We start from the raw sequence: 23943 nt of genomic DNA on the forward strand, positions 1-23943 counted from the left end.
GATTTTATGATCAGTAAAACTTTTATTAATCGACCTAAGTTTGCTTTTGTTATATCTATTGTTATAACTATGGCAGGTTTAATTGCGCTAAACGTATTACCGGTGAATATGTACCCGGAAATTACCCCACCTCAAGTTCAAATCTCAACAGTTTACCCTGGAGCGAGTGCTCAAATTGTAGAAGAGTCGGTGATCAGGCCCATTGAAGAGCAAGTCAATGGGGTTGAAGATATGATGTATATAGAATCTTCAGCATCAAACAATGGCAGCGCTATCATCACGGTTTACTTTAAAGTGGGTACTGATGGTGATATTGCCCAAGTCAATGTGCAAAACAGAGTTGCATTAGCAACCAGTTCATTACCGTCTGAAGTAACACGACAAGGTGTTAATGTTAAGAAAAAATCGAGTTCAATGTTATTAGGTATCAACCTCTTTTCAGAACAAGAAAGCATTAATCAACTGTTTTTAAGTAACTATGCAACTAACTATTTAACAGAGCCATTAGGACGAATTAAAGGGGTTGCCTCAGCCGAAGTCATGGGGGAAATGACCTACAGTATGCGTGCTTGGATGAACCCAGAGCGTATGGCTTCGCTTGGCATCACGGTAACTGAAGTACAACAAGCCCTACAAGAGCAGAATATGATTGTCGCTGCCGGTAAATTAGGGGCTAGCCCAACATTACCTAACCAACAGTTTGAGTATTCTATTCAAGCAAGAGGGCGCTTACAAACACCTGATGAGTTTGGTAAAACTATTATTAGGGCTCAACGTAATGGCAACTTTATTCGGTTAAGTGATATTGCACGTTTAGAATTAGGTGCTGAAGATTATTCGACTCAAGCAAGACTGAACGGTAAAGAAACAGCCTTCCTGGTAATTTATCAATTGCCTGACGCTAACGCGACAGAAGTTGCTACGTTAGTTAAAGCTGAAATGCTAAAGCTTGCTGAGCGCTTTCCTGATGGTTTAGAGTACGCTATTCCATACGATACCACTGAGTTTATTAACCGCTCTATTGAAGAAGTGATGGTGACTTTATTCCAAGCGATTGTGTTAGTAATCTTAGTTGTATTTTTATTCTTACAAAACTGGCGCGCGACCATCATCCCTACATTAGCTATCCCAGTATCACTTGTTGGTACATTTGCTTTTATGATTTTGATGGGCTATTCAATTAATACCATTACTTTATTTGGCCTAGTTCTCGCCATCGGTATTGTGGTTGATGACGCTATAATTGTTATTGAAAATGTAGAACGTATTTTAAAAGAAGAACAGTTACCAATTAAAGAAGCAGTAACTAAAGCAATGGAGCAAGTATCAGGTCCTATTATTGCTACTACCTTGGTATTACTTGCGGTATTTGTTCCTGTTGCTTTTATGCCTGGTATAACTGGGGAGTTGTATAAACAATTCTCTGTTACTATTTCTTTTGCAGTAATTATCTCTTCAATCAATGCACTAACCCTAAGTCCTGCACTATGTACGGTATTGTTAAGTGCAGATAAAATGAAACCAATTAAGTGGTTACTTCCATTTGAACGTCTCATTATTACTGTGACAGGTAAGTACAGTAATACGGTTGGCTTTTTACTTAAACGTTTAGCCAGAGTAGGACTTTTTATTGGCTTAATTTTCATCAGTGCCGGTTGGTTAACATCAGTAGTTCCAACAGGTTTTTTACCTGCTGAAGATCAAGGTTACTTGTTTGTTGATATTCAATTACCAGATGCCGCATCTAGTAATCGTACTCAAGCGGTTGTCGATAAAATAACGCCTGTTATTTTAAATGATGCTGCCGTAGATGACGTGATTACCGTTGCAGGCTATTCATTATTAGGTGGTGCGGGTTCAAATAATGCACTGGCTATTATCATTCTTAAAGATTGGGAAGAACGTACTGCACCAGAGCTTGGTTTAAAGCAGGTAATTCCAAGGTTAATGGGGCAATTATGGACAATGCCTGATGCCCAAATTATGGTGTTTAATCCGCCACCTATTCCAGGTTTAGGTAATAGCTCAGGTTTTGATTTTAAATTACAAGACAGTGAAGGGCGAGATCCTGCAGAATTAGCGCAAGTAATGAATGGTCTTATTTATGAAGCTAATCAACGACCTGAATTATCGCGTGTTTTTAGTACTTTTAGAGCCAATGTTCCGCAATATTTTTTAGATGTTGATCGTAATAAAGCTAAAGCACAAGGTGTTGCTTTGTCTGATATATTTCTTACATTACAAGCGCAATTGGGTTCATTATATATCAATGACTTTAGTCAATTCGGTCGTACTTATAGAGTAACTATTCAAGCGGAAAGTAAATATAGAGCCGATCCTACTGATTTACGTTTTTACTTTGTACGTAATAAAGATAATGAAATGGTGCCGTTAACAACCTTAGCAAGTGTTAAACCTATTCTTGGTGCAACAACGATTAGTCACTTTAACTTGTATCGTAGCGCAAGTATTACAGGACAAGCATCTCCTGGATATTCTTCAGGGCAATCTATACAAATAATGGAAGAGTTAGCGAGTAACCTGCCTAACGGTTATATATACGAGTGGTCAGGGCAGTCTAAACAGGAATTAGAAGCGGGTAACTTAGCACCAATATTATTTGGCTTAGCTATTATCTTTGTTTATTTATTCCTTGTTGCTCAATATGAAAGTTGGACTATTCCTTTTTCTGTAATAGCTGCTGTACCACTAGCACTGTTTGGCGCTATGCTGGCTTTGTATACCATAGGTATGGCAAATAATATTTATGCGCAAGTAGGCTTGGTTTTGTTAATAGGGCTTTCGACAAAAACTGCTATTTTAATCGTTGAATTTGCCATGGAACAAAGAGCTGCAGGTGAGACCATTATTAACTCTGCACTTAACGCTGCAAAAATGCGTTTTCGGGCGGTATTAATGACAGCCTTTTCGTTTATTCTTGGCGTTTTACCACTTGTATTTGCCACGGGAGCAGGAGCTGGAAGCCGTGTTTCATTAGGTGTCACTGTGTTAGCAGGGATGATTGCGGCAACCTTATTTGGCACCTTGTTTGTCCCTTACTTTTACTTATTAGTGCAACGAATGCGTGAAAAGTTTAAAGGTGAATCTGATCTTAACTAACCTGAGAACAGGATGATTAAATTGTAAAGTATAACAATATAACTGTTTGTACTCACGAATCTACAATAGTTTTAGTTATTATCCTTCAAGGCGGGAAAACGAATAATTAAGGCTGTTGTAGCACTTTGCTTATCCAGAACTCAGGTTAATTAGAGAGTTAACTTCAACAAAAGCGCAAACCCAAAAAAAGGGCACATAAAATTATGTGCCCTTTTTATTATATTTTTCGCGTTACTCTGACGCTTGCAGATTTTCTTCTTCTGCTGCAAGTCTAGCTCGCTCTGCTTTCGATACATACTTAGGTTTATTACTAGTATGTAATTTTGCATTAGATTTTTTTACTTTCTTTTTCAGAATATTGTTCATTTTCTTTTTTCTATTCATTTTAATATCTCTACGCTAAAAAATAATAACAATAAGCATTAATGGCAAATACGGGTAAATAACCGTTGGCTTTAACGCATTAGCAATATACTCAGCAATAAGCGCTGTAACACCTGAACGGTTAGCATGCCATTGTGTATAAAATAAGTAAGGAATAGTGTCAGTATCAGTAGTTAATAACGCTAATTTCTCTTCTACGGCAATTATCGCACTTTCAGTGCGTTGCTGAAAGGTTTTCCAAATACCTTCTTGTAACCACAGAGTGGCTAAAAGTAGCAGACCAACAAAGGTTGATATTGAATAAATAACTGAAACTAAGCATATTAATATAGCTACAATCTTGATTATTAAAGCATATTTTTCATAATCTTCATGACTATTATGTAAAGTTTGCCATTGCGCTAGAAGTTTCTGGCTGATTAATTGATTTGAATCTGTTGTCATAGGTTTGAAGTTACTGGGGTTGTACAAAAATTACTGGTATTATGCGCGCAATATCTTTTTCATGAAAGTTTCTTCTTTGTTGATTAGGCTACTTTATGTTTGCATGGTAAGCAAAACTGAAGTTTTTATGATTTTTAGCTTAATAATACCATTAACAAATGGCTTAAGCACTTTAGCAAATAATATAACCAGAGGCGTTTATTTTGAGTACACAATCAACTACATCATCAAAAGCTTTTTCATCACTTGGCTTAAAACAGGATTTAGTTAAAAATTTAGCGTCGCTTGGCTATAATGAAATGACCCCAATTCAAGCGCAAACATTACCTGAAATGCTTGCTGGTAAAGATGTTATTGGTGAAGGTAAAACGGGATCAGGAAAAACTGCGGCTTTTGGTTTAGCATTATTAAATAAACTTGAAGTGAAACGTTTTCGTATTCAATCACTTGTTATTTGTCCAACTCGTGAACTAGCAGATCAAGTTGCCAAAGAGCTTAGACGACTTGCGCGCTCTGTTCATAACATAAAAATTCTTACATTATGTGGTGGCACACCATTTGGCCCGCAAATAGGCTCCTTAGAGCATGGCGCTCATGTCATTGTTGGTACGCCAGGTCGTCTTGAAGAGCATGTAATTAAAGGCACGCTACAGTTAGATGATGTTGATTTGTTAGTGCTAGATGAAGCTGATCGCATGTTAGAAATGGGCTTTCAAGCTGCACTTGATAACATTGTTGGCCGTACGCCGCTTGATCGTCAAACTTTATTGTTTAGTGCAACATTCCCCGATCAAATTAAATCTATCAGTGAAAGTATCATGACAGATCCTGTGATGGTTAAAGTTGCTTCAAGTGAAAATAAATCAACGATTAGCCAAAAGTTCTTTAAAGTAGGTAATGATGATGATCGCATTGATGCACTGCGTTTATTATTACTAGACACGCAAGTTGAATCGACAGTTATCTTTTGTAATACCAAAAAAGAAACCCAACAAGTGGCTGAAGCCCTACACTTTGACGGCTTTAGTGTATTAGCTTTACATGGTGATTTAGAGCAGCGCGATAGAGATCAAACCTTATTACAATTTGCTAATAAAAGCGCTTCAATTTTGGTAGCTACCGATGTGGCTGCGCGTGGTTTAGATATTGATAGTTTAGACTTAGTTATTAATTACCATATAGCCCGTGACAGTGAAGTGCACGTGCACAGAATTGGCCGCACGGGGCGCGCAGGCAGCACTGGATTAGCGTATTCACTTTACAGTGATAAAGAAAGTTATAAAGTGGGCTTGCTTGAAGATTATTTAGAAGCGGTTATTTCACCAGCTGATTTACCGTCAACTGCCGTGTTAACTAACAAACGCCCGCAAGCTGTAATGGCTACCATTCAAATTGATGGCGGTAAAAAGCAAAAGGTACGTCCTGGTGATATTCTGGGCGCACTTACTGGTGATAACGGAATTCAAGGATCACAAGTAGGTAAAATATTAGTGCTTGATAATAAAGCTTATGTGGCGGTAACTAAACCTGCTTTAAACCTTGCTTTGAAAAAAATAGCCAAAGGTAAAATGAAGGGACGTACTTTTAACGCACGTCATTTAACTAATTAGATATTACTTTGTATTTATAACTGTTTATTTAAAATACTGTTTCATAAAACCGATGAGTGGATTCTCTCCCTGTTCACTCTTATCTAAACTAAATTGGTTTATTTAATGTTTTAGCCATTTGTAGATGATTGATTTATTATTTCAATTGGTGAATTTTCTAAGGAAAGCGTAATGGGCTTTTTTGTCAAAAGTATGCTGACAAGTGCTTTATCGATTGCTCTGATATCAACCAACGCATCTGCCAACCAGTCCTGTGATGTTGAGTTGTCAGCGGCTGTTCGTATTGATTCTACAAACACGATTTTTAGCCAAGAAGCGGATAAGAGAGATGACAAAGCTCATATCTTGTATCAAATAAACAATGGCACAAAATTGGTGGTTGAAGGGAAAACGATTAGTTTAAGCAAAACTCAACAAGCGATTGTAAGCCAATATGATAAAGATATTCGATTACTGGTACCGCAAGTTAAAAAAGTCGCTATCGATGGTATTGATTCTGCTATAGAAGGGATCAATGCAGCGTTTAATGGTTTATTAGGTAGTGGTAATCAATTAGTAAAAGATCTAACTAAAGAGTTAACATTAATTCGCTCACAAGTTGATACCAACCTTTCTATTGAAAAAGGTATTAACATTGGCACCGACGGTATTGAAGGCGAGGATATCTTAGGTAAAGATTTCGAACAACGCATTAAAACCGCAGTGCAAAATGCGGTGGTAAATTCTATGGGCAGCATTTTAATGGCGATAGGCCAACAAATGATGTTCGACAATGGTAAAGGTGGAACCTTTGATACCCGAGTAAAAAAATTCACTGATAATATCGAGCAAGAAATAGAAAAAAGAACGGCAACCATAGAAAATGAATCGAATTTACTTTGTCCCAAAATAATTAACATTGATAGCCTAGAGTGGCAATTAAAAACCAATGTTAAAGCACTGGAAAATATTAATGTATTGACGGTGACTAAAAATGTAAACAGAGACCTAACAAAGTCGGTAACTGATGCAGTATCTAAAACTGTCGATCAAACTAGAAAACAAGTTACACAACAAGCGAATTAGTATCGTGTTAAGAAGTTAAACCAGCAAATCAGTAAGTAAGAGTCATTAAATGCACGCGGTTCATAAACTCCACGAATATCGTAAAAGTATTAGTACCACAACCTATAAATCAAGAGGGCAGCGAGTAGTGCGTTGCCCGCTTTGTCAATTAGCGAAAGACTATTGTATTTGTGCAATATCGCCAAGTAATCAGCAAGTGCAAACAAGTGCGGGTTTCTTGTTATTAATGTACGACACAGAGGTGTTAAAACCAAGCAATACAGGCAAACTTATTGCAGACTTAATTCCTGATACTTTTGCTTTTTTATGGTCAAGAACGGTAGGGAATTCTGAGCTGTTAGCGGTAATTAATGACGAACAATGGTTTCCATTAGTGGTTTTTCCACAAGAATATGCATCTGATACACGTCAAGTATTTACTAATAAAGTTGAGTGCCCAGAAGGTAAACGACCTTTATTTATTATGTTAGATGGTAGTTGGCGTGAAGCTAAAAAAATGTTTCGTAAAAGCCCCTATCTAGACCGATTTCCTATGGTGTCTTTCGATGCGAGTAAGGCAATACAAGCTATAACTGACTCAGTAACGAGTAACGCCATAGGTAGTGACTTAGTGAGCACGTCATCACAGCTTCATAATAAATTATCACCTGTTGGGCAAGACTCTCGCTACACGGTGAGAAAAACCGAGCTTGAACATCAATTTTCAACAGCTGAAGTTGCTGCCCGAGTATTAGCCATGCATGGCGAAACAAATAACGCACAAATATTAGATTTATGGTTTGATGTATTTAATTATCAATATCAAAGAAGTGTTTGTCAGCGTAATAAAGGTAATGTAAAAGCGATGGAGAATTATCAGGATTTTATCGATCAAAACTTTTAAGGTTGATAATATAATAAGAGAACTAGTATTAGCTATCAGTTACAAATAATTCTTTGAATAATTTACCTAGTTTAGATCTCGACAAAGTAAATATAAAATAGACATTAAAAAGCCCGCTTAATTATTTACATTAAGCGGGCTTTTTTATAAATTGTAAACTTCAGTTTAGTGTAATATTCTTGCGCGAATAGTACCTTCAATACGTTTTAATGCTTTTAATGCTAACGTACTATCCTGAGAGTTTATGTCAATTACCACGTAACCAATTTTATCATCAGTTTGTAGGTATTGTGCGGCAACGTTAATATCGTGCTCAGCAAAAGCTTGGTTAATTTTAGTCAACACACCTGGTTGGTTGTGGTGAATATGTAATAAACGGCTAGTGCCACCTTGTCCTGGCGTACCGTGTTCAGGTAATGATACTTCAGGGAAGTTTACTGCTGATAAGCTTGAGCCATTATCTGAATATTTAGCGAGTTTTGTTGCAACTTCTAAACCGATATTTGCTTGTGCTTCTTTAGTACTACCACCAATGTGTGGTGTTAAAATTACATTATCGAAGCCACGTAATACCGAAGTAAATTCTTCGTCATTACTTTTTGGTTCAGTAGGGAATACATCAATTGCAGCACCCGCTATTTTCTTGCTTTCTAAAGCTTGTGCTAACGCAGGAATATCAACAACAGTACCACGAGAAGCATTGATGAAGATTGCACCATCTTTCATTGCGTCAAATTGTGCTTTGCCAATCATGTCTTGTGTATGTACAGTCTCTGGTACGTGCAAGCTAACAACGTCAGACTCACCAAGCAAGGCGTCTAAGGATGGTGCTTGGCTTGCATTACCTAAAGGAAGCTTAGTTTCTACATCATAAAAACGTACACGCATACCAAGAGTTTCAGCTAAAATACCAAGCTGCATACCAATGTGACCGTAACCAATAATACCTAATACTTTACCACGAGCTTCTACCGAGCCAACAGCTGACTTAAACCATTCGCCGCGATGTGCTTTAGCACTTTTCTCTGGAATACCACGTAATAATAATAACGCTTCGCCGATAACAAGCTCTGCTACAGAACGTGTATTAGAGAAAGGTGCGTTAAATACTGGGATACCACGCTTTTGTGCAGCTTGTAAGTCAACTTGGTTTGTACCAATACAGAAACAACCAATAGCAACTAATTTCTTCGCATGACTAAGTACTTCATCAGTTAACTGAGTACGTGAGCGAATACCAATAAAGTGAACACTGGCAATCTTTTTAATTAACTCTTCTTCAGATAATGAAGTTTTCAGTGATTCAATGTTTGAATAACCCTTTGACTTCAGCTCTTCCAAAGTACTTGGGTGTAAACCTTCAAGTAATAAAATCTTAATTTTGTCTTTTGCTAATGAGTTTTTGTTAGAAATGGTCATAAAATTGGTTTCACTTATCAAAATTAAACGAGTAAAAATATTGTTGTTACTATACGTTTAGATGGCTAGATATCTAAATAGGTTTTTAATATATCATATAGTGTTTAAACACTAAAAGAATTATTATTGACCTATTAGCATAAAAATTTCTGGTTATTGTTAACAATAGTAAAAAAATGCTATTACTTAAGAACTTGAATTCCTGCTTTGCTACCCATTACTAAAGTGTCAGCACCGCGCAATGCAAATAAACCATTAGTCACCACACCAACAATATTGTTAATTGCTGTTTCTAATGCTTTTGGGTCAAGTATTTCAAGGTTGTGTACATCAAGAATAACATTACCATTGTCTGTTACTACGCCTTGACGATATACCGGATCACCCCCAAGTTTAACAAGTTCACGCGCTACATAACTACGCGCCATTGGAATTACTTCAACCGGTAATGGAAACTTACCTAATACTCTGACTTGTTTTGTATCATCAGCAATACAAATAAACTTTTTAGCGACAGCGGCAACTATTTTTTCGCGAGTTAGGGCGGCGCCACCACCTTTGATCATAGCCATGTGTTCGGTAATTTCATCAGCACCATCAATGTATACATCTAATACATCGACACTATTTAAATCGAAAACTTCAATTCCGTGTGCTTTTAAACGCTTACTTGATTCTTCTGAGCTTGACACTGCACCAACGATTTTATCTTTTATGGTGGCTAATGCCTCAATAAAAAAATTAACTGTTGAACCTGTACCAACGCCAACGATAGTATCGTCTTCAATGAACTCTAATGCCTTGATGGCAGCTGCTTTTTTCATTTCATCTTGAGTCATATTAAGCCTTATTAGTCATCTTTATTGGCACTGATTTGAACGTACCGTATTAGTAGTATATTTTCTGCCTTGATGGCTAGGGGCGGGATTATAGCATTAAATGTATGCATTATTGCTACATTAATTAAGGTTGATTTTATCTACCGGTAATGAATGAGATTTTTATCAGTTTGTGGTCAGTTACGAATTAACTATGAGGGCTTGTGTTTTTGCTGAAAGCGTAAAACGGTATTAACAAGTTAACAATCAATCAAACAACAGACTCAGAGCAGTGGGATTTATGAATAAACGTTGTCGATGTTACTTAGGGCGTGAGGTAATCTTAATTGAGTTGATATCTTGGCCAATAATATAAGCATAATTAGATCTTACTTTGTTTTGAGTTTTTTGGCTTTTTTCGCCTCTAATTTCTATACCCATTATTGTACTGTCGGGTAAATAGTTATCTTGACGCTCAGCGAAAGCAAGCATCATGCGCTGATCCTCAGGTATGGGTCTATTAAGTAGTGACATTAATAACGCTTGATCTGAAGTCGCAGGTTTTTTTACGGAATTGACACTGTTGCGAGTAAACTCATAGTGACTAAATTTTTTAGCATAATAATTATCACTTTGTGGTGTTAGGCTAGTCTGCTTTGTACTACTGCAGGCGGTAATAGTGAAGTAAATGAAAAATAAAAAACATAACTTTAAAATAGTCATAACAAACCTAATGCTAATAAAGAGTAAACGGAGTTACTATCAATAGGGCAAGGGTTATGCCATAAAATTATTTTTTGTCTGCGGTTTTGTTAGAGATTTGTAACTATTATTTGTAATCAACTGAATTAATTGATAATTGTTTTTTAAATAATCTATCAATTATTAGCCTTTAAATAAAAAATCTCACTATCCTATTATTTTATTAACAACTTGAGGTTAAATAAGTAGGTGGTGAGATTGGCTATAGTACTAAGTGTCAATTTTTTAACGCGTGACCGATAAGTAATATAAACTACTCTTCAGAGACTGAGCGTAATAATTCATTAATAGTGATTTTGGCTAATGTTTTTGCATCTACTTTTTTCACTATAATAGCGGCATATAAGCTATAAGTACCACAGGCTGAAGGTAAATTACCTGGTACAACAACAGAGCCTGCCGGTACTCGACCATAATGTGTTTCACCTGTTTCACGATCAAAAATTCGAGTGCTTTGTCCGATATAAACGCCCATTGAAATAACAGCGCCTTCTTCGACAATCACACCTTCAACAATTTCTGAACGTGCGCCAATAAAGCAATTATCTTCAATAATAGTTGGACCAGCTTGTAGAGGCTCTAAAACTCCACCAATGCCAACACCTCCAGATAAATGTACGTTCTTACCTATTTGTGCACACGAACCAACTGTTGCCCAAGTGTCAACCATACAGCCTTCATCAACATAAGCGCCTATATTGACAAAGCTCGGCATAACTACAACGTTTTTACCAATAAAGCTACCGGTGCGTACACTTGCGCCAGGTACAACACGCACGCCATCGGCTTCAAACATTTCTTGGTTGTAACCATCGTATTTCATTGGTACTTTGTCGAAAAAAGTACTTTCGGCGCCATCAATAACTTGGTTGTCCCAAATACGAAAAGAAAGGAGTACGGCTTTTTTTAGCCATTGGTTAACGTGCCAGTGACCGTCTAGCTTTTCAGCAACGCGGGCACTACCATTGTTTAATGCCGTAAGTGCATCGAGAACCGCTGTTTTAATTTCATGTGTAACAGTAGTAGGGGTAATATTAGCTCTGTCATCAAAAGCTTGTTCAATTACCTTTGCTAAGTGTGTTAAATCTGTCATTAGGCTATCCTCTTTTAAAACTTTTTTCTAAATAGTATTAGGTAAACTGGGTTAATTATTTATTAACTCAACTTACCCGTACTCATTTATAAAATATTGTAATCCATTAAATGCTAAATAAACGCTGAAATAAGTGAAGAAGTATATTACTTATTCAATTTCTTCCGTTAAGTGCAATACTAATGCGGTTTTTTCTTCTTCACTTAATGCATCGTCATTGGCATTAGAAATAGTAAAAACATCATCGGCTTTTTCACCGAAAGTAGTGATTTTTGCTGAATGAATATTAATTTTGTCTTCTTGAAAAACTTCGGCAATATTTGATAATAAACCGGGTCTGTCTAAAGCCACTATTTCAATCATTGTTCTATTTTTGGCATGTATGTTAATAAAGTTAACGCGTGGTGCTACATTAAATTGTTTTAACACTCGGGCCACTTTCGGCTCAGGTAATACAGTCACATCTTGTTGCGCTAATCTTTCAACTAACTCATGACTCATTGTCTTAGTATAGGAACTTTCACGTAATGGTTTATTACGACTATCAAGTACTACGAAAGTGTTAACCGTATAACCTGTTTTGGTAGTGATAATTTTTGCGTCATGTGTTGAAAGCTTTTTGGTCATAAAATATGAGACCGTACTGGCAAAAGTATTGTTTTTTTCTTTAGTGAAAATAAATACCTCAGTACCACCGCGATAAGGAATAGGGCTAATAAGCACTAGTGGTTTTTCTCTATCGTGTTTAATAATGTTTTTACATTGTCTTGCTATTTGCGCTGGTGAGTAACGTAAAAAATAATCAACTCTAAATTCAGACCATAGTGCTTTAACTTGTTGTTCATTGATTCTATCATCGAGCAATAAGGCGAGAGCTTGTTGTTGGTTTTCTCGGATTTTAGAGCGTGTTTCAACCGGTTTCTCTAAACCATTTCGAAATGCACTAAGGGTATTAAAGTAAAGCTCTTCGAGTAGGTTAGCTTTCCAGTTATTCCATAAGCTTTCGTTAGTACCGCGCATATCCGCTACGGTTAAACAATAAAGGTAATTTAAGTGTGCTTCATCACGTACTATTTCACCAAAAGTTCGAATCACATTTTCATCGTTTATATCTCTGCGCTGAGCCGTAACTGACATTAATAAATGATGTTCAACAAGCCATGCCACCATATTACTGTCATGTTTACTCATTTTATGGGATAAACAAAAGTCTAACGCATCAACGGCGCCAAGTTTGGCGTGATCGCCGCCACGACCTTTACCTATATCATGGAAAAAACCACCTAGATATAATACTTCTGGTTTACGAATTTTTTGTACAATTTGACTACACAGCGGAAATTTATGGTTATGCTCGGGTTGACTAAACTGATGTAGGTTTTTAATTACACGAATAGTGTGTTCGTCAACAGAATAGGCATGAAAAAGATCAAATTGCATCTGTCCAGCAATATCTCGCCATATGGGTAAGTAGGCACCAATAATACTATGCCTATGCATTAACGTTAATGGTAATCCTAAACCACGTGGATGACGGATAATAGACATAAATGTTTTACGGCAATCCTCATAGTCAAGTAAACCTGATATAAGTCGACGGCGGGCATAACGCATTAGTCTAATGGTGTGTGAATGAATACCTTTTATACGAGGCTCTTGGGCAATAATTAAAAACATTTCAATTATTTTGAATGAGCCCATAAATACTCGGTCATTGCGAACATTGATTAACGTGCCAACCAATTCGAAATCGGTATTTAGGTTCGTAATATCATTTGTGTTCGTTTTTTTAATAATGGCATCTTTAAAATGCTGTAATAGCATAATATTTAATTCAGTCACGCGAGAAAGTATACGGAAAAAACGTTTCATCATGCGTTCTACCGGCGCTTTACCTTCATCACCAAATCCCATCATTTTTGCGACATCGGCTTGGTAATCAAATAATAAACGGTTCTCACTTCGTCCGGCAACAAAATGCAATGCAAAACGCATACGCCATAAATAATCTTGTGCTTCTAAAAGTTCAAAAAATTCATTCGGATAGAGGTAATTATGTTCAACTAATTCCTCAAGTGAGTCAGCGTTAAAGTGCCTTTTAGCTACCCAAGCAATAGTTTGAATATCTCGTAAACCACCAGGGTTTGCTTTTAAATTAGGCTCTAATGTATAGGCTGCACCGCGGTATTGTTGATGTCTACCACCTTGCTCTTTGCACTTGGCAATAAAGAACTTTTCAGATGTCCAAAAGTCATTTTTATTTAAGGTAGCTGTTAATTGCTGAACGAGTGATTTACTGCCAGCTATTTGACGCCTTTCCATTAAGGTAGTAGCCACAGTAACATCTTTTTCAGATTGTTTTATACACTCTGAAATAGAGCGAACACTGTGTCCTACATCTAACTTTACATCCCATAACTGTGTAATAAAGCTAGATATTTTTTCTTCTAACGCTGAACTTACTTGTTCTTGCGTTAATATTAATATATCTACGTCTGAGTGAGGGTGTAATTCACCTCTTCCATATCCACCAACGGCAACTAAACTAACTTGATCTTCATCTAGGTGATGTTGAGACCATAATTTAGATAATAATGCATCAACGAAACTAGCACGTGCAATAAGTAAGTCATTAATATCATTTTGATAAAAAGCATCTCTTAACCAAATATTGAAGGCACCACGTAATTGAGATATATCACGAAGAGACAGTGAATTAGCACAAACAGCTAGTTTATTCATGAAATGCTCAGGAACTAACGTTAATGCTGCTAAGTTTGTGGTTATTATATGATTAGCCAAGAGCGTACCTTGTATTGTTTTAATTTATCTTAAATTAATATTGTTAGTGATTATTGATAACGTATTATCACGTAATGAAAGCTACCGGATAAAGATTTTTTATAACGTTTGCAATAGTCATTAAATCTAGTTATGTAATATGCGCGGAATAGTTTCTTCACCACGAAGCGTTAATATTTCACAACCCGTAGGAGTAACGACAATAGTGTGTTCCCATTGCGCTGATCTTTTACCATCAACAGTATACACAGTCCAATTATCTGTTTTATCCAAAACGGTGCCTGCTTTACCTAAGTTCACCATTGGCTCGATAGTAAAACACATACCGACTTCCATCTTGGTTTTATCATTGTTTTTATAGTGAACAATTTGTGGTTCTTCATGAAAAACATTACCAATACCGTGACCACAATAATCTTTAACGATAGAGTATCGGCCTGACTTCTTGATAAATTTTTGAATCGTCGTGCCAATATCACCAAAAGTAGCGCCTGGCTTTACTTTTTTAAGGGCTAAATATAATGATTCTTGTGTAATACGACATAAACGATTATCTTCAGGTGATACATCACCAATTAAAAACATTTTACTGGTATCGCCATGGTAGCCGTCTTTTATCACGGTAACATCTATATTAATAATGTCCCCATCGGCTAAAATAGTGTCATCAGGAATGCCATGACAAACCACATGGTTAACTGAAGTACACACCGATTTAGGGAAATCGTGATAATTAAGAGGCGCTGAAATAGCATTTTGTACTTTATCTGTGTAGTCAGCACATATGGTATTGAGTTCGTCAGTTGTGATACCTGCTTTTACATGAGGTCCAATCATTTCTAAAACGTCGGCAGCTAATTTACCTGCAATACGCATTTTTTCAATTTCTTCTTGGCTTTTTATGCTGATGGCCATAGTTTTTTTTTCTCTTTTGGTTATTCGTTAATTTATTACGGGTAATAAATATTGGTTAATCTGAGCTCGAGATAATGAAATTGTAAAGTATAACAATATCAACTGTTTGTACTAGCGCATCTACAATCGTTTTAGTTAGTCGTAGTCCAAGGCGAGAAAGCGAAGCCAATAACGAGTTATTGATAGTTTTCTTAACGAAGGAATACGGATAAATAAGGCTGATGTAGCACTTTGCTTATCCTGAACTCAGGTTAGTTATCAGTCAGCTATTTATTCATGAGCCAATAATATTTAGTTTGGCACATTTAGCAATAGTGCATAAATAGCATTATCGTTTGTAACATAGTGCTATTAACTGTTTTTATTTAATTCTACTTTTACCGCTTCAACAAAGGCGTCAGTATCTTGTAAATAAAGGTTGTGATTCATTAAAACTAATTCATCATCAACAGCTAATAAAATAGCAGGGATGGCTTGTGTTTGAATGATTTCTTGCAACGCATAAACTTCTTGTACTTGTACTTGTGCATCGCTAGTTAATTTAGTTTTATTAAGTACCTTTGCCGGAATAGATAATTTAAACTCTTCAACAATATCAGTTAAGTCAGTTTGTTCGCTAAGTTCATTACCTTTATTAAAATGTGCAGTTTGTAATGCATTTAATAAGGCTAATGCTTGACGTGGTGTTTTGGCTGTAGCCCAAGTCATTAAATTAGCACACACGGTTGAGTCTTTACTCTGGGCTAAGCTTTTTATATATTCAGGTGAAAAGTTTACCAAAGATAAGTCTTTTACTTGGCCTATTTGCTGTTTAGTAATGAAGTTATCACCATCTGCATCAGAAAAATAGGCACAATGCCATAAGTTAATACTGACTTCTGGTAATATTTGGTTTACGGCGTTCACTAATGGAGTTACTGCATAGCTCCAAGGACAGTGAGTGTCATAAATAAAAAAAATTTGTGCGGCCATTTCTATCTCTACAAAGTTAATACTAAAAAGTGATTATGTTCTCATTAATGTAAATGTAATGAGTTACATCAATAATAAAGTGATTTTAACTCGCCTTGCTTTAATATCCCACCTTAAATCGTGTTTTGGTGAAAAATGATTTTTATCTCGCCAAAATAGCTTAGTTATGGTATAAAGTGCGGCGCTAAATTTTTAGTTAGCTTATTTTCTTGCTGAATCGTTTTTGGTAGATTGCTTTTAATTAGAGATTAATTTTTATAATTAAAGACTTTGCTATAAACAGAAGTAACTTAGATTACTGCTTTTTTAATAAAAGTGTTAAGTCAAAGGGTGAGTAAAAATAACAACCTAGCTTGGTTTAGTGACACTTTAAATCGACTATTTGATCAGGGGTTATTAAAGAACCTGACTTATAAGTCATTATTATAAACTCACATACATCTATTAAAGGTATACCGGGGTGCCCAGTTTTTGACAATAATGTCGAAACAAAGAGGTCGTGTATATTGGGTGTATGAACGCTTAACCCCATAAAGGAAAGAAAAATGTCAAACGTTTCAATGCGCGATATGCTTAAAGCAGGTGTTCACTTCGGTCACAAAACTCGTTACTGGAATCCAAAAATGAAGCAATTCATCTTTGGTGCACGTGATAAAGTTCATATCATCAACCTTGAACAAACAGTTCCAATGTTCAATGAAGCTCTTACTTTTGTAAACAATGTTTCATCGAAAAAAGGTAAAGTGTTATTTGTTGGTACTAAACGTGCTGCAAGTGATGCAATCAGAGATGCAGCTATCAAGTCTGACCAATTCTACGTTAACCATCGCTGGTTAGGTGGTATGTTGACTAACTGGAAAACAGTTCGTCAATCTATCAAACGTTTAAAAGACTTAGAAGTTCAAAGCACTGACGGTACTTTCGAAGCTCTTACTAAGAAAGAAGCGTTAATGCGTACTCGTGAAATGGAAAAGCTTGATAAAAGCTTAGGTGGTATCAAAAACATGGGTGGTTTACCTGACGTTTTATTTATCATTGATGCTGATCACGAGCACATTGCTATTAAAGAAGCAAACAACCTTGGTATCCCAGTAATTTCTGTAGTTGATACTAACTCAAACCCTGACGGTGTTGATTACATCGTACCAGGTAACGATGATGCAATCCGTGCTGTTACTTTATACTGTGACGCTGTTGCAAACTCAGTGATCAGTGGTCGTGAGCAAAACATCGTAGTACAAGCTGAAAAAGACGGTTTTGTTGAAACTGAATAATTTCAGTTTATAATACGTTTATTTTCTTTTGCCACAAACGCTCGTTTTGTGGCAACTTATTTAATATTTATGCCCAAAATTGATGTAACTATTTTTAGATTGTAAAATATCGATATTTTAATTTTGGGGATAACTGAACACCGAGGAATTAACTCATGGCAATTACTGCTGCAATGGTTAAAGAACTACGTGAACGCACAGCTGCGGGCATGATGGATTGTAAAAAAGCGTTACAAGAAGCTGAAGGCGATATGGAACTTGCGATTGAAAATATGCGTAAGTCTGGCCAAGCTAAAGCAGCTAAAAAAGCAGGCAACATTGCTGCTGAAGGTGCTATTTTAATTAAAACTGCTAACGGCATGGCTGCATTAGTTGAAGTTAACTGTCAAACTGATTTCGTTGCAAAAGATGCTAACTTCTTAGCATTTGCTAACGAAGTTGCTCAAGCAGCTGTAGAGTCAACATTAAGCATTGAAGAATTACAAGCTCAATTCGAAGAAAAGCGTATTGCACTTGTAACTAAAATTGGTGAAAACATCAATGTACGTCGTGTTCAATACATCGGCGGTACTGCATTAGCTTCATATAGCCATGGCGCTACTATTGGTGTTGTTGTTGCTGGTGAAGGTGATGCAGAAGCACTTAAGCACATTGCAATGCACGTTGCTGCAAGCAAGCCTGAATTTTTAACTCCTGATGATGTTCCTGCTGAAGTTGTTGAAAAAGAAAAAGCTATCCAAATCGAAATCGCGATGAATGAAGGCAAGCCTCAAGAAATCGCTGAAAAAATGGTTAACGGCCGCATGAAGAAATTTACTGGTGAAGTTTCTTTGACTGGTCAAGCTTTCATCATGGAACCTAAGAAAACTGTTGGTGAAATCTTGAAAGAAAAAGGTATCACTGTAGCTAACTTCATTCGTTTAGAAGTTGGTGAAGGTATCGAGAAGAAAGTTGAAGATTTTGCTGCTGAAGTTGAAGCTCAACTTGCAGCTGCTAAAGGTTAATTCAGATTATTAAAAACACTATTAAATAATAGTGCTTTTTCATAATTAGAATCAAAAAACGTCTACCTAGGTAGGCGTTTTTTTATGTCTATACTTTAGTGTCAGTTGATCTTTCGAGATTAGTTTACAGCAACTTGTCTGGCACTTAGACAAGACAGAGCATGTTCGTGTAACTGGCTACACCAACATGCACAAGCGCAGTATAAATTTCAAAAAAGTGCTGTCTTTAGGTTCATTTAAAACGAATTTACTCTTTGTTACACGCTTTTTAAATAGAATTACTATGCTACAAAGCTCGCGCCGCGATTCAATCCGTTTTAAACTGAATAAACTTTAACCCTGAAAGGTCAACAGCCCCTATAATAAATACATTGAAAGTTCTTTTTTTTGTATGAAAATTATCCGTTAAAATTAAACCGCGCTAAAAAATTACATAATAAAATAGAGTTTTTGAAGTTTAGACTATCGTGTATGAGCTAAACGTATTAAAATAGCCGCGGTCTTTTTGACCTAGGCAAATATTATGCTTAAATATTATTACTTTAACCGCGACAGGAATTTCCCCTATGACAACCAATTCAAAACCTGCTTATCGACGCATTCTATTAAAACTTAGTGGTGAAGCCCTAATGGGGGATGAAGGTTTTGGTATCGATCCAAAAGTACTAGACCGCATGGCACAAGAGATAAAAGAGCTAGTGGAAATGGGAATTCAAGTCGGTTTGGTTATCGGTGGCGGTAACTTATTTCGCGGTGCTGGCTTAGCTGAAGCGGGTATGAACCGTGTTGTTGGTGACCAAATGGGTATGTTAGCAACCGTAATGAATGGTCTTGCAATGCGTGATGCGCTTCATCGTGCTCTTGTTAATACACGTTTGATGTCTGCTATTGATTTAGCGGGTGTTTGTGACCGTTACAACTGGGCAAATGCAATAAGTTTATTAAAATCAGGCCGCGTTGTTATTTTTTCTGCTGGTACAGGTAATCCATTTTTCACAACCGATTCTGCAGCTTGTTTACGCGGAATTGAAATTGAAGCTGATGCCGTATTTAAAGCAACCAAAGTTGATGGTATTTACTCAGAAGACCCAGTTAAAAACCCTAATGCCGAGCTTTATAGCGAATTAAGCTATGATGAAGTATTAGAAAAAGAATTAAAAGTAATGGACTTAGCTGCCTTTACTTTAGCAAGAGATCACAATATGCCAATTCGTGTTTTCAATATGAATAAACCAGGTGCACTTAAATCAGTCATCATGGGTAGCAGCGAAGGTACAGTGATCACACACAAATAACGTGTTGAGACTTAAGTCAAAACTTAGGATAGACAAGTCAGTATTTGAGTGTTTAGTTTACTCAAAAAATAGAACAAGTGATGTTTAATAAGTAAACACCTAGAACTCGCTGGCTTAAATTAACCTCTTAATATTTAGGAAGATTAACGTGATAGATGAAATAATTGAAGATGCAGAAGATCGCATGGGTAAAAGTATTGAAGCTTTAAAAAATAGCTTGACTAAAATTAGAACGGGTCGTGCGCATGCTTCATTACTTGATAACATAGTAGTTGAATATTATGGTATGGACACGCCATTAAATCAGGTTGGCAATATTTCAGTACCCGATGCCCGTAACTTATCAATTACTGTTTTTGATAAAGGCATGATCAGTGCTGTTGAAAAAGCTATTTTAAAATCTGACTTAGGCTTGAATCCTCAGTCGAACGGCACTTTAATTCGTATACCATTACCTCCGTTAACAGAAGAACGTCGTAAAGACTTAGTTAAAGTTGTTCGTGGCGAAGCCGAAGGCGGAAAAGTAGCGATTCGTAATATTCGTCGTGATGCAAACTCTGATTTTAAAAGCTTATTAAAAGATAAAGAAATCAGTGAAGATGAGCATCATCAAGCAGAAGATTCTATCCAAAAAATCACTGATATTTATGTAAAGCAAGTTGATGAAGTACTTGTGAAGAAAGAAGCTGAATTAATGGAAATCTAATGTTGTCCTTGAAAAAAACGCCGTACTGCTCATTAAAAATTGGTAGCTAGCAGGCGTTTTTTACTAAGATTAACAGTTATAAATTAACTCGTTAGATAATGTCAGTTTTTCAGGTTGTTTAATTTCGTAATCGAAAATTTATTTGAAAAGTTACTCGGTAATTTACTAAGTGCTAGGCTCTAAGTATTAAGTAGCTTACACCGTAATGTATTAGATAAGATAATCGATTGATGAATTGCTAGCTTATACATGGTCAGCGAGTGATTGGTAAATAAGTATTTGTTAAATAGGTAATAGTTAAGTGGGTAATAGTGACGTCGTGGCTGAACAAGCAGAGCATAAAAATATCCCTCAACATGTTGCTATCATCATGGATGGTAATGGCCGTTGGGCACAGTTACAAGGCAAAGGACGTGTAGCCGGTCATAAAGCAGGTGTAGATTCTGTTAGAGCTGCAGTTGCTAGTGCACGTAAATTAAACGTAAAAGCACTTACTCTTTTTGCGTTTAGTAGCGAAAACTGGAAACGTCCAGAAACAGAAGTTAGTGTGTTAATGGATCTATTTATGTTTGTTTTAACGAAAGAAGTTAAACGCTTACATAAAAATAATATTCGGTTTCAAGTTGTTGGGGATTTAAGTCGTTTTTCTGAGAAGCTACAAAAGAATATTGCTAAATCAGAGCAGCTTACCGCAGAGAATACTGGTTTGGTTTTATCTGTTGCCGCAAATTATGGTGGCCGATGGGATATAGCCCAAGCGGCTAAAAAATTGGCGACTGAAGTCTCACAAGGTACAATGACACTTGATGATATTACTGAAGACAGCCTTCATCAAGAAACGTGTTTAGTTAACCTCCCTGAGCTAGATCTACTTATTCGTACAGGTGGCGATTATCGCATAAGTAACTTTTTGTTATGGCAGGCAGCTTATGCTGAGCTTTATTTTACTGATACTTTATGGCCTGATTTTGATGAAACGCAATTTCAAAAAGCGATAGATAGTTTTGAACAACGAGAACGCCGCTTTGGTAAAACCGGTGAGCAAGCTAGAAATGAAACCATTAGCTAGAGTTATAAGACTGAGTTAAGAATACGAAGTTAAATAAATAAAATTAATAAATAACACTAAGATATTAACTGATAAAATAAGCTGAGAGGATACTCAGCGATTATCTGGCTAGTGATAGTCTAATACTAAAAAAAGGGTAGCCCTTGTTAAAACAACGAATTATAACGGCTTTAATACTAGCTCCATCTGTAATCGCAGCAATTTTCTATTTTCCGATTAACTACTTCGCAACACTTTTAATGGCTATTATCGCTATAGGTGCTTGGGAATGGGCTCGCTTTATGGGCTTAGTTAGCACCATTCAACGTTTAGCGTATGTTGGAATAACGTGCGTATTAATTGCATCATTATGGCTGCTCTTACCTGTCAGTGATACCTGGCTAGTCGTTTCAGGTGTAACACATGAAATCACTTCAACCTTGTGGTTAAGTGTTGCTTGGTGGGCTTTAGCTGCGATATTAATGTTTTCATTTCCTAAATCTAGCGCTATATGGGCAACGAATAAATTCTTTATTGCAGTCTTTGGTTGGTTAACATTAATACCAACTTGGTTAGCATTCATGGTGCTTAGAACAAACAATTATGCTGTGGATGATTTTCAAGGTGCACAGTTATTAATGTATTTATTTATGCTGGTATGGAGCGCTGACGTTGGCGCCTATTTTGTTGGTAAATCAGTCGGTAAACATAAATTAATGCCTAACGTTAGCCCAGGTAAAACCATCGAAGGTTTCTTAGGTGGGGTAGTATGCGCCGCTATATTAACAGTGGTTGTTGGCATGTCATTACAATGGGCAGTTGAAGAGTATATTACAGCTTTGTTGGTTACTTTGCTTATTGCATCAATTTCAGTGTTAGGTGATTTAACCGAGAGTATGTTTAAACGCCAAGCCGGGGTTAAAGACAGTGGCGCGATATTACCCGGACACGGTGGTATTTTAGATCGTATCGATAGCTTAACAGCAACGGCTCCTATTTTTGCGCTTTGTTACATATTACTAGCATAAGACTCTTTGCTTGAAAATAATGTATAACGCGCGCATTTTTAATTAATTTATTGGGAGCAGTAACGTGTCTAAACGACAACTTTGTATTTTAGGTTCAACAGGATCTATCGGCTGTAATACACTCGATGTGGTTCGACTTCATCCCGATAAATTTCAAATAATCAGCTTGGCAGCACATGCCAGTGTTGATGTCATTTTTGCCCAATGTGTTGAATTTAAGCCTAAAAATGTCGTGTTAGTTTCAGCAGAGCATGCGGCTATATTGTCTGAAAAATTAGCGATAGCTAATATCTTAGATATTACAGTGTTATCTGGCGAGCAAGCTTTAGTCGATATTGCTGAAGAAACAAACACTGATACAGTTATGGCTGCAATTGTTGGCGCAGCAGGCTTATTACCAACCCTTGCAGCTGTTAATGCCGGTAAAAGAGTTCTGTTAGCTAACAAAGAAGCTTTAGTGACCTCAGGCGCAATATTTATGCGTGCAGTAAAAGAGTCAGGCGCACAACTTTTGCCAATAGATAGCGAGCATAACGCTATTTTTCAATGTTTACCTGTCAATCAACAGACTAAAATTGGTGATTGTAACTTACTAGATAATGGCATTAATAAAATTTTACTGACTGGTTCAGGCGGTCCATTCCGAACCCTAGCCGTTGATGCTCTAGAGTTCGTTACACCAGATCAAGCCTGTAATCATCCTAATTGGGACATGGGACGAAAAATATCTGTCGACTCAGCCACTATGATGAATAAAGGCCTCGAGTTTATTGAAGCTAAATGGCTTTTCAATGTTCAAGCTGAAGATATTAAAGTGGTTTTACATCCGCAAAGTACTATTCATTCAATGGTGCAATATAAGGATGGTTCGGTCATTGCGCAAATGGGTAACCCCGATATGCGTACGCCTATTGCCCATGCATTGAGTTTTCCTGATCGAATTAATTCTGGTGTAGAGCCACTAGATTTTTTTAATACGCCAGCATTTGAATTTCAAGATGTTGATTTTAAAAGATACCCTAATTTAAAGTTGGCTATTGATGCCTGTAGTGCAGGTCAGGCAGCATGTACCGCATTAAATGCCGCAAATGAAATAGCAGTAGCTGCTTTTTTAAACGGACAGGTAAAATTTACCGATATATTTAAAATAAATGAAACTTCTGTGAAAAAATTTGTCTCACAAGAGGTAGATAATATTAATGATGCGATTGCTCTTGATAAACAAGCTCGTATATTCGCACAAACATTGTTGAGCGATTTTACTGTCGTTTCCAGCGCTAATGCGACAGAGTAATGCACAC

At 36.6% G+C, this 23943-nt stretch carries 20 protein-coding genes; 11 read left to right on the forward strand and 9 right to left on the reverse strand.

Annotated features, from left to right (window positions below; translation table 11 throughout):
- Nucleotides 1-6: 6 nt before the first annotated feature.
- Nucleotides 7-3120, forward strand: a complete 3114-nt coding sequence (locus CWS31_RS09785; RefSeq protein ID WP_101344080.1) for an efflux RND transporter permease subunit — start codon at nucleotides 7-9, stop codon at nucleotides 3118-3120.
- Between the two features lie 231 nt (nucleotides 3121-3351).
- Here CWS31_RS09785 and CWS31_RS09790 read toward each other — a convergent pair whose 3' ends face one another.
- On the reverse strand, nucleotides 3352-3504 hold the full coding sequence (locus tag CWS31_RS09790) for a DUF2986 domain-containing protein (RefSeq protein ID WP_101344079.1): 153 nt from the start codon (nucleotides 3502-3504) through the stop codon (nucleotides 3352-3354).
- Nucleotides 3505-3519: 15 nt separating this feature from the next.
- Nucleotides 3520-3948, reverse strand: a complete 429-nt coding sequence (locus tag CWS31_RS09795; RefSeq protein ID WP_101344078.1) for a hypothetical protein — start codon at nucleotides 3946-3948, stop codon at nucleotides 3520-3522.
- 203 nt (nucleotides 3949-4151) lie between these two features.
- Here CWS31_RS09795 and dbpA point away from each other — a divergent pair, with 203 nt between their 5' ends.
- From dbpA to CWS31_RS09810, 3 genes are all read left to right on the forward strand, one after another.
- Complete coding sequence (gene dbpA, locus CWS31_RS09800) at nucleotides 4152-5558, forward strand: ATP-dependent RNA helicase DbpA (protein WP_101344077.1); 1407 nt, start codon at nucleotides 4152-4154, stop codon at nucleotides 5556-5558.
- Nucleotides 5559-5729: 171 nt separating this feature from the next.
- Nucleotides 5730-6623 carry a DUF2884 family protein gene (locus CWS31_RS09805; protein ID WP_101344076.1) on the forward strand — a complete coding sequence of 298 codons (894 nt, stop codon included), beginning with the start codon at nucleotides 5730-5732 and terminating at the stop codon, nucleotides 6621-6623.
- Nucleotides 6624-6672: 49 nt separating this feature from the next.
- Entirely contained in the window at nucleotides 6673-7506 is an 834-nt protein-coding gene (locus tag CWS31_RS09810; RefSeq protein WP_101344075.1) for a tRNA-uridine aminocarboxypropyltransferase, read from the forward strand.
- A 165-nt stretch (nucleotides 7507-7671) separates the two neighbouring features.
- On the opposite strand, the gene serA is transcribed toward CWS31_RS09810, so the two are convergent.
- The 7 genes from serA to CWS31_RS09845 form a co-directional block, all read right to left on the reverse strand.
- Nucleotides 7672-8925 carry a phosphoglycerate dehydrogenase gene (gene serA, locus CWS31_RS09815; protein WP_101344074.1) on the reverse strand — a complete coding sequence of 418 codons (1254 nt, stop codon included), beginning with the start codon at nucleotides 8923-8925 and terminating at the stop codon, nucleotides 7672-7674.
- A 182-nt stretch (nucleotides 8926-9107) separates the two neighbouring features.
- A complete protein-coding gene (gene rpiA / locus CWS31_RS09820; RefSeq protein ID WP_101344073.1) occupies nucleotides 9108-9764 on the reverse strand; it encodes a ribose-5-phosphate isomerase RpiA in 657 nt (218 codons plus the stop codon).
- Between the two features lie 300 nt (nucleotides 9765-10064).
- Entirely contained in the window at nucleotides 10065-10466 is a 402-nt protein-coding gene (locus CWS31_RS09825; protein ID WP_101344072.1) for a hypothetical protein, read from the reverse strand.
- A gap of 292 nt (nucleotides 10467-10758) precedes the next feature.
- Complete coding sequence (gene dapD, locus CWS31_RS09830; RefSeq protein ID WP_101344071.1) at nucleotides 10759-11598, reverse strand: 2,3,4,5-tetrahydropyridine-2,6-dicarboxylate N-succinyltransferase; 840 nt, start codon at nucleotides 11596-11598, stop codon at nucleotides 10759-10761.
- Between the two features lie 150 nt (nucleotides 11599-11748).
- Entirely contained in the window at nucleotides 11749-14400 is a 2652-nt protein-coding gene (glnD, locus tag CWS31_RS09835) for a [protein-PII] uridylyltransferase (RefSeq protein WP_246143470.1), read from the reverse strand.
- A gap of 126 nt (nucleotides 14401-14526) precedes the next feature.
- On the reverse strand, nucleotides 14527-15315 hold the full coding sequence (map, locus tag CWS31_RS09840; RefSeq protein ID WP_101344070.1) for a type I methionyl aminopeptidase: 789 nt from the start codon (nucleotides 15313-15315) through the stop codon (nucleotides 14527-14529).
- Between the two features lie 351 nt (nucleotides 15316-15666).
- Entirely contained in the window at nucleotides 15667-16287 is a 621-nt protein-coding gene (locus tag CWS31_RS09845; protein ID WP_101344069.1) for a hypothetical protein, read from the reverse strand.
- A gap of 545 nt (nucleotides 16288-16832) precedes the next feature.
- Between CWS31_RS09845 and rpsB the strand changes: the two genes are divergently transcribed.
- The 7 genes from rpsB (at nucleotide 16833) to ispC (ending at nucleotide 23936) form a co-directional block, all read left to right on the forward strand.
- Nucleotides 16833-17561, forward strand: a complete 729-nt coding sequence (gene rpsB, locus CWS31_RS09850; protein WP_101344068.1) for a 30S ribosomal protein S2 — start codon at nucleotides 16833-16835, stop codon at nucleotides 17559-17561.
- Between the two features lie 155 nt (nucleotides 17562-17716).
- Nucleotides 17717-18565 carry a translation elongation factor Ts gene (tsf, locus tag CWS31_RS09855; RefSeq protein WP_101344067.1) on the forward strand — a complete coding sequence of 283 codons (849 nt, stop codon included), beginning with the start codon at nucleotides 17717-17719 and terminating at the stop codon, nucleotides 18563-18565.
- A 566-nt stretch (nucleotides 18566-19131) separates the two neighbouring features.
- On the forward strand, nucleotides 19132-19860 hold the full coding sequence (pyrH, locus tag CWS31_RS09860; RefSeq protein WP_101344066.1) for a UMP kinase: 729 nt from the start codon (nucleotides 19132-19134) through the stop codon (nucleotides 19858-19860).
- Nucleotides 19861-20008: 148 nt separating this feature from the next.
- On the forward strand, nucleotides 20009-20566 hold the full coding sequence (gene frr, locus CWS31_RS09865) for a ribosome recycling factor (RefSeq protein WP_101344065.1): 558 nt from the start codon (nucleotides 20009-20011) through the stop codon (nucleotides 20564-20566).
- 301 nt (nucleotides 20567-20867) lie between these two features.
- Nucleotides 20868-21635 (forward strand): undecaprenyl pyrophosphate synthase, encoded by a 768-nt coding sequence (locus tag CWS31_RS09870; RefSeq protein WP_101344064.1) that lies wholly within the window; start codon nucleotides 20868-20870, stop codon nucleotides 21633-21635.
- A gap of 143 nt (nucleotides 21636-21778) precedes the next feature.
- Entirely contained in the window at nucleotides 21779-22642 is an 864-nt protein-coding gene (locus tag CWS31_RS09875) for a phosphatidate cytidylyltransferase (RefSeq protein WP_101344063.1), read from the forward strand.
- Nucleotides 22643-22706: 64 nt separating this feature from the next.
- Nucleotides 22707-23936: a 1-deoxy-D-xylulose-5-phosphate reductoisomerase gene (gene ispC, locus CWS31_RS09880; RefSeq protein WP_101344062.1), complete on the forward strand. Its 1230-nt coding sequence runs from the start codon at nucleotides 22707-22709 to the stop codon at nucleotides 23934-23936.
- Nucleotides 23937-23943: the final 7 nt, after the last annotated feature.

The organism is Colwellia echini, from assembly GCF_002843355.2.
Classification (GTDB): Bacteria; Pseudomonadota; Gammaproteobacteria; order Enterobacterales; family Alteromonadaceae; genus Colwellia; species Colwellia echini.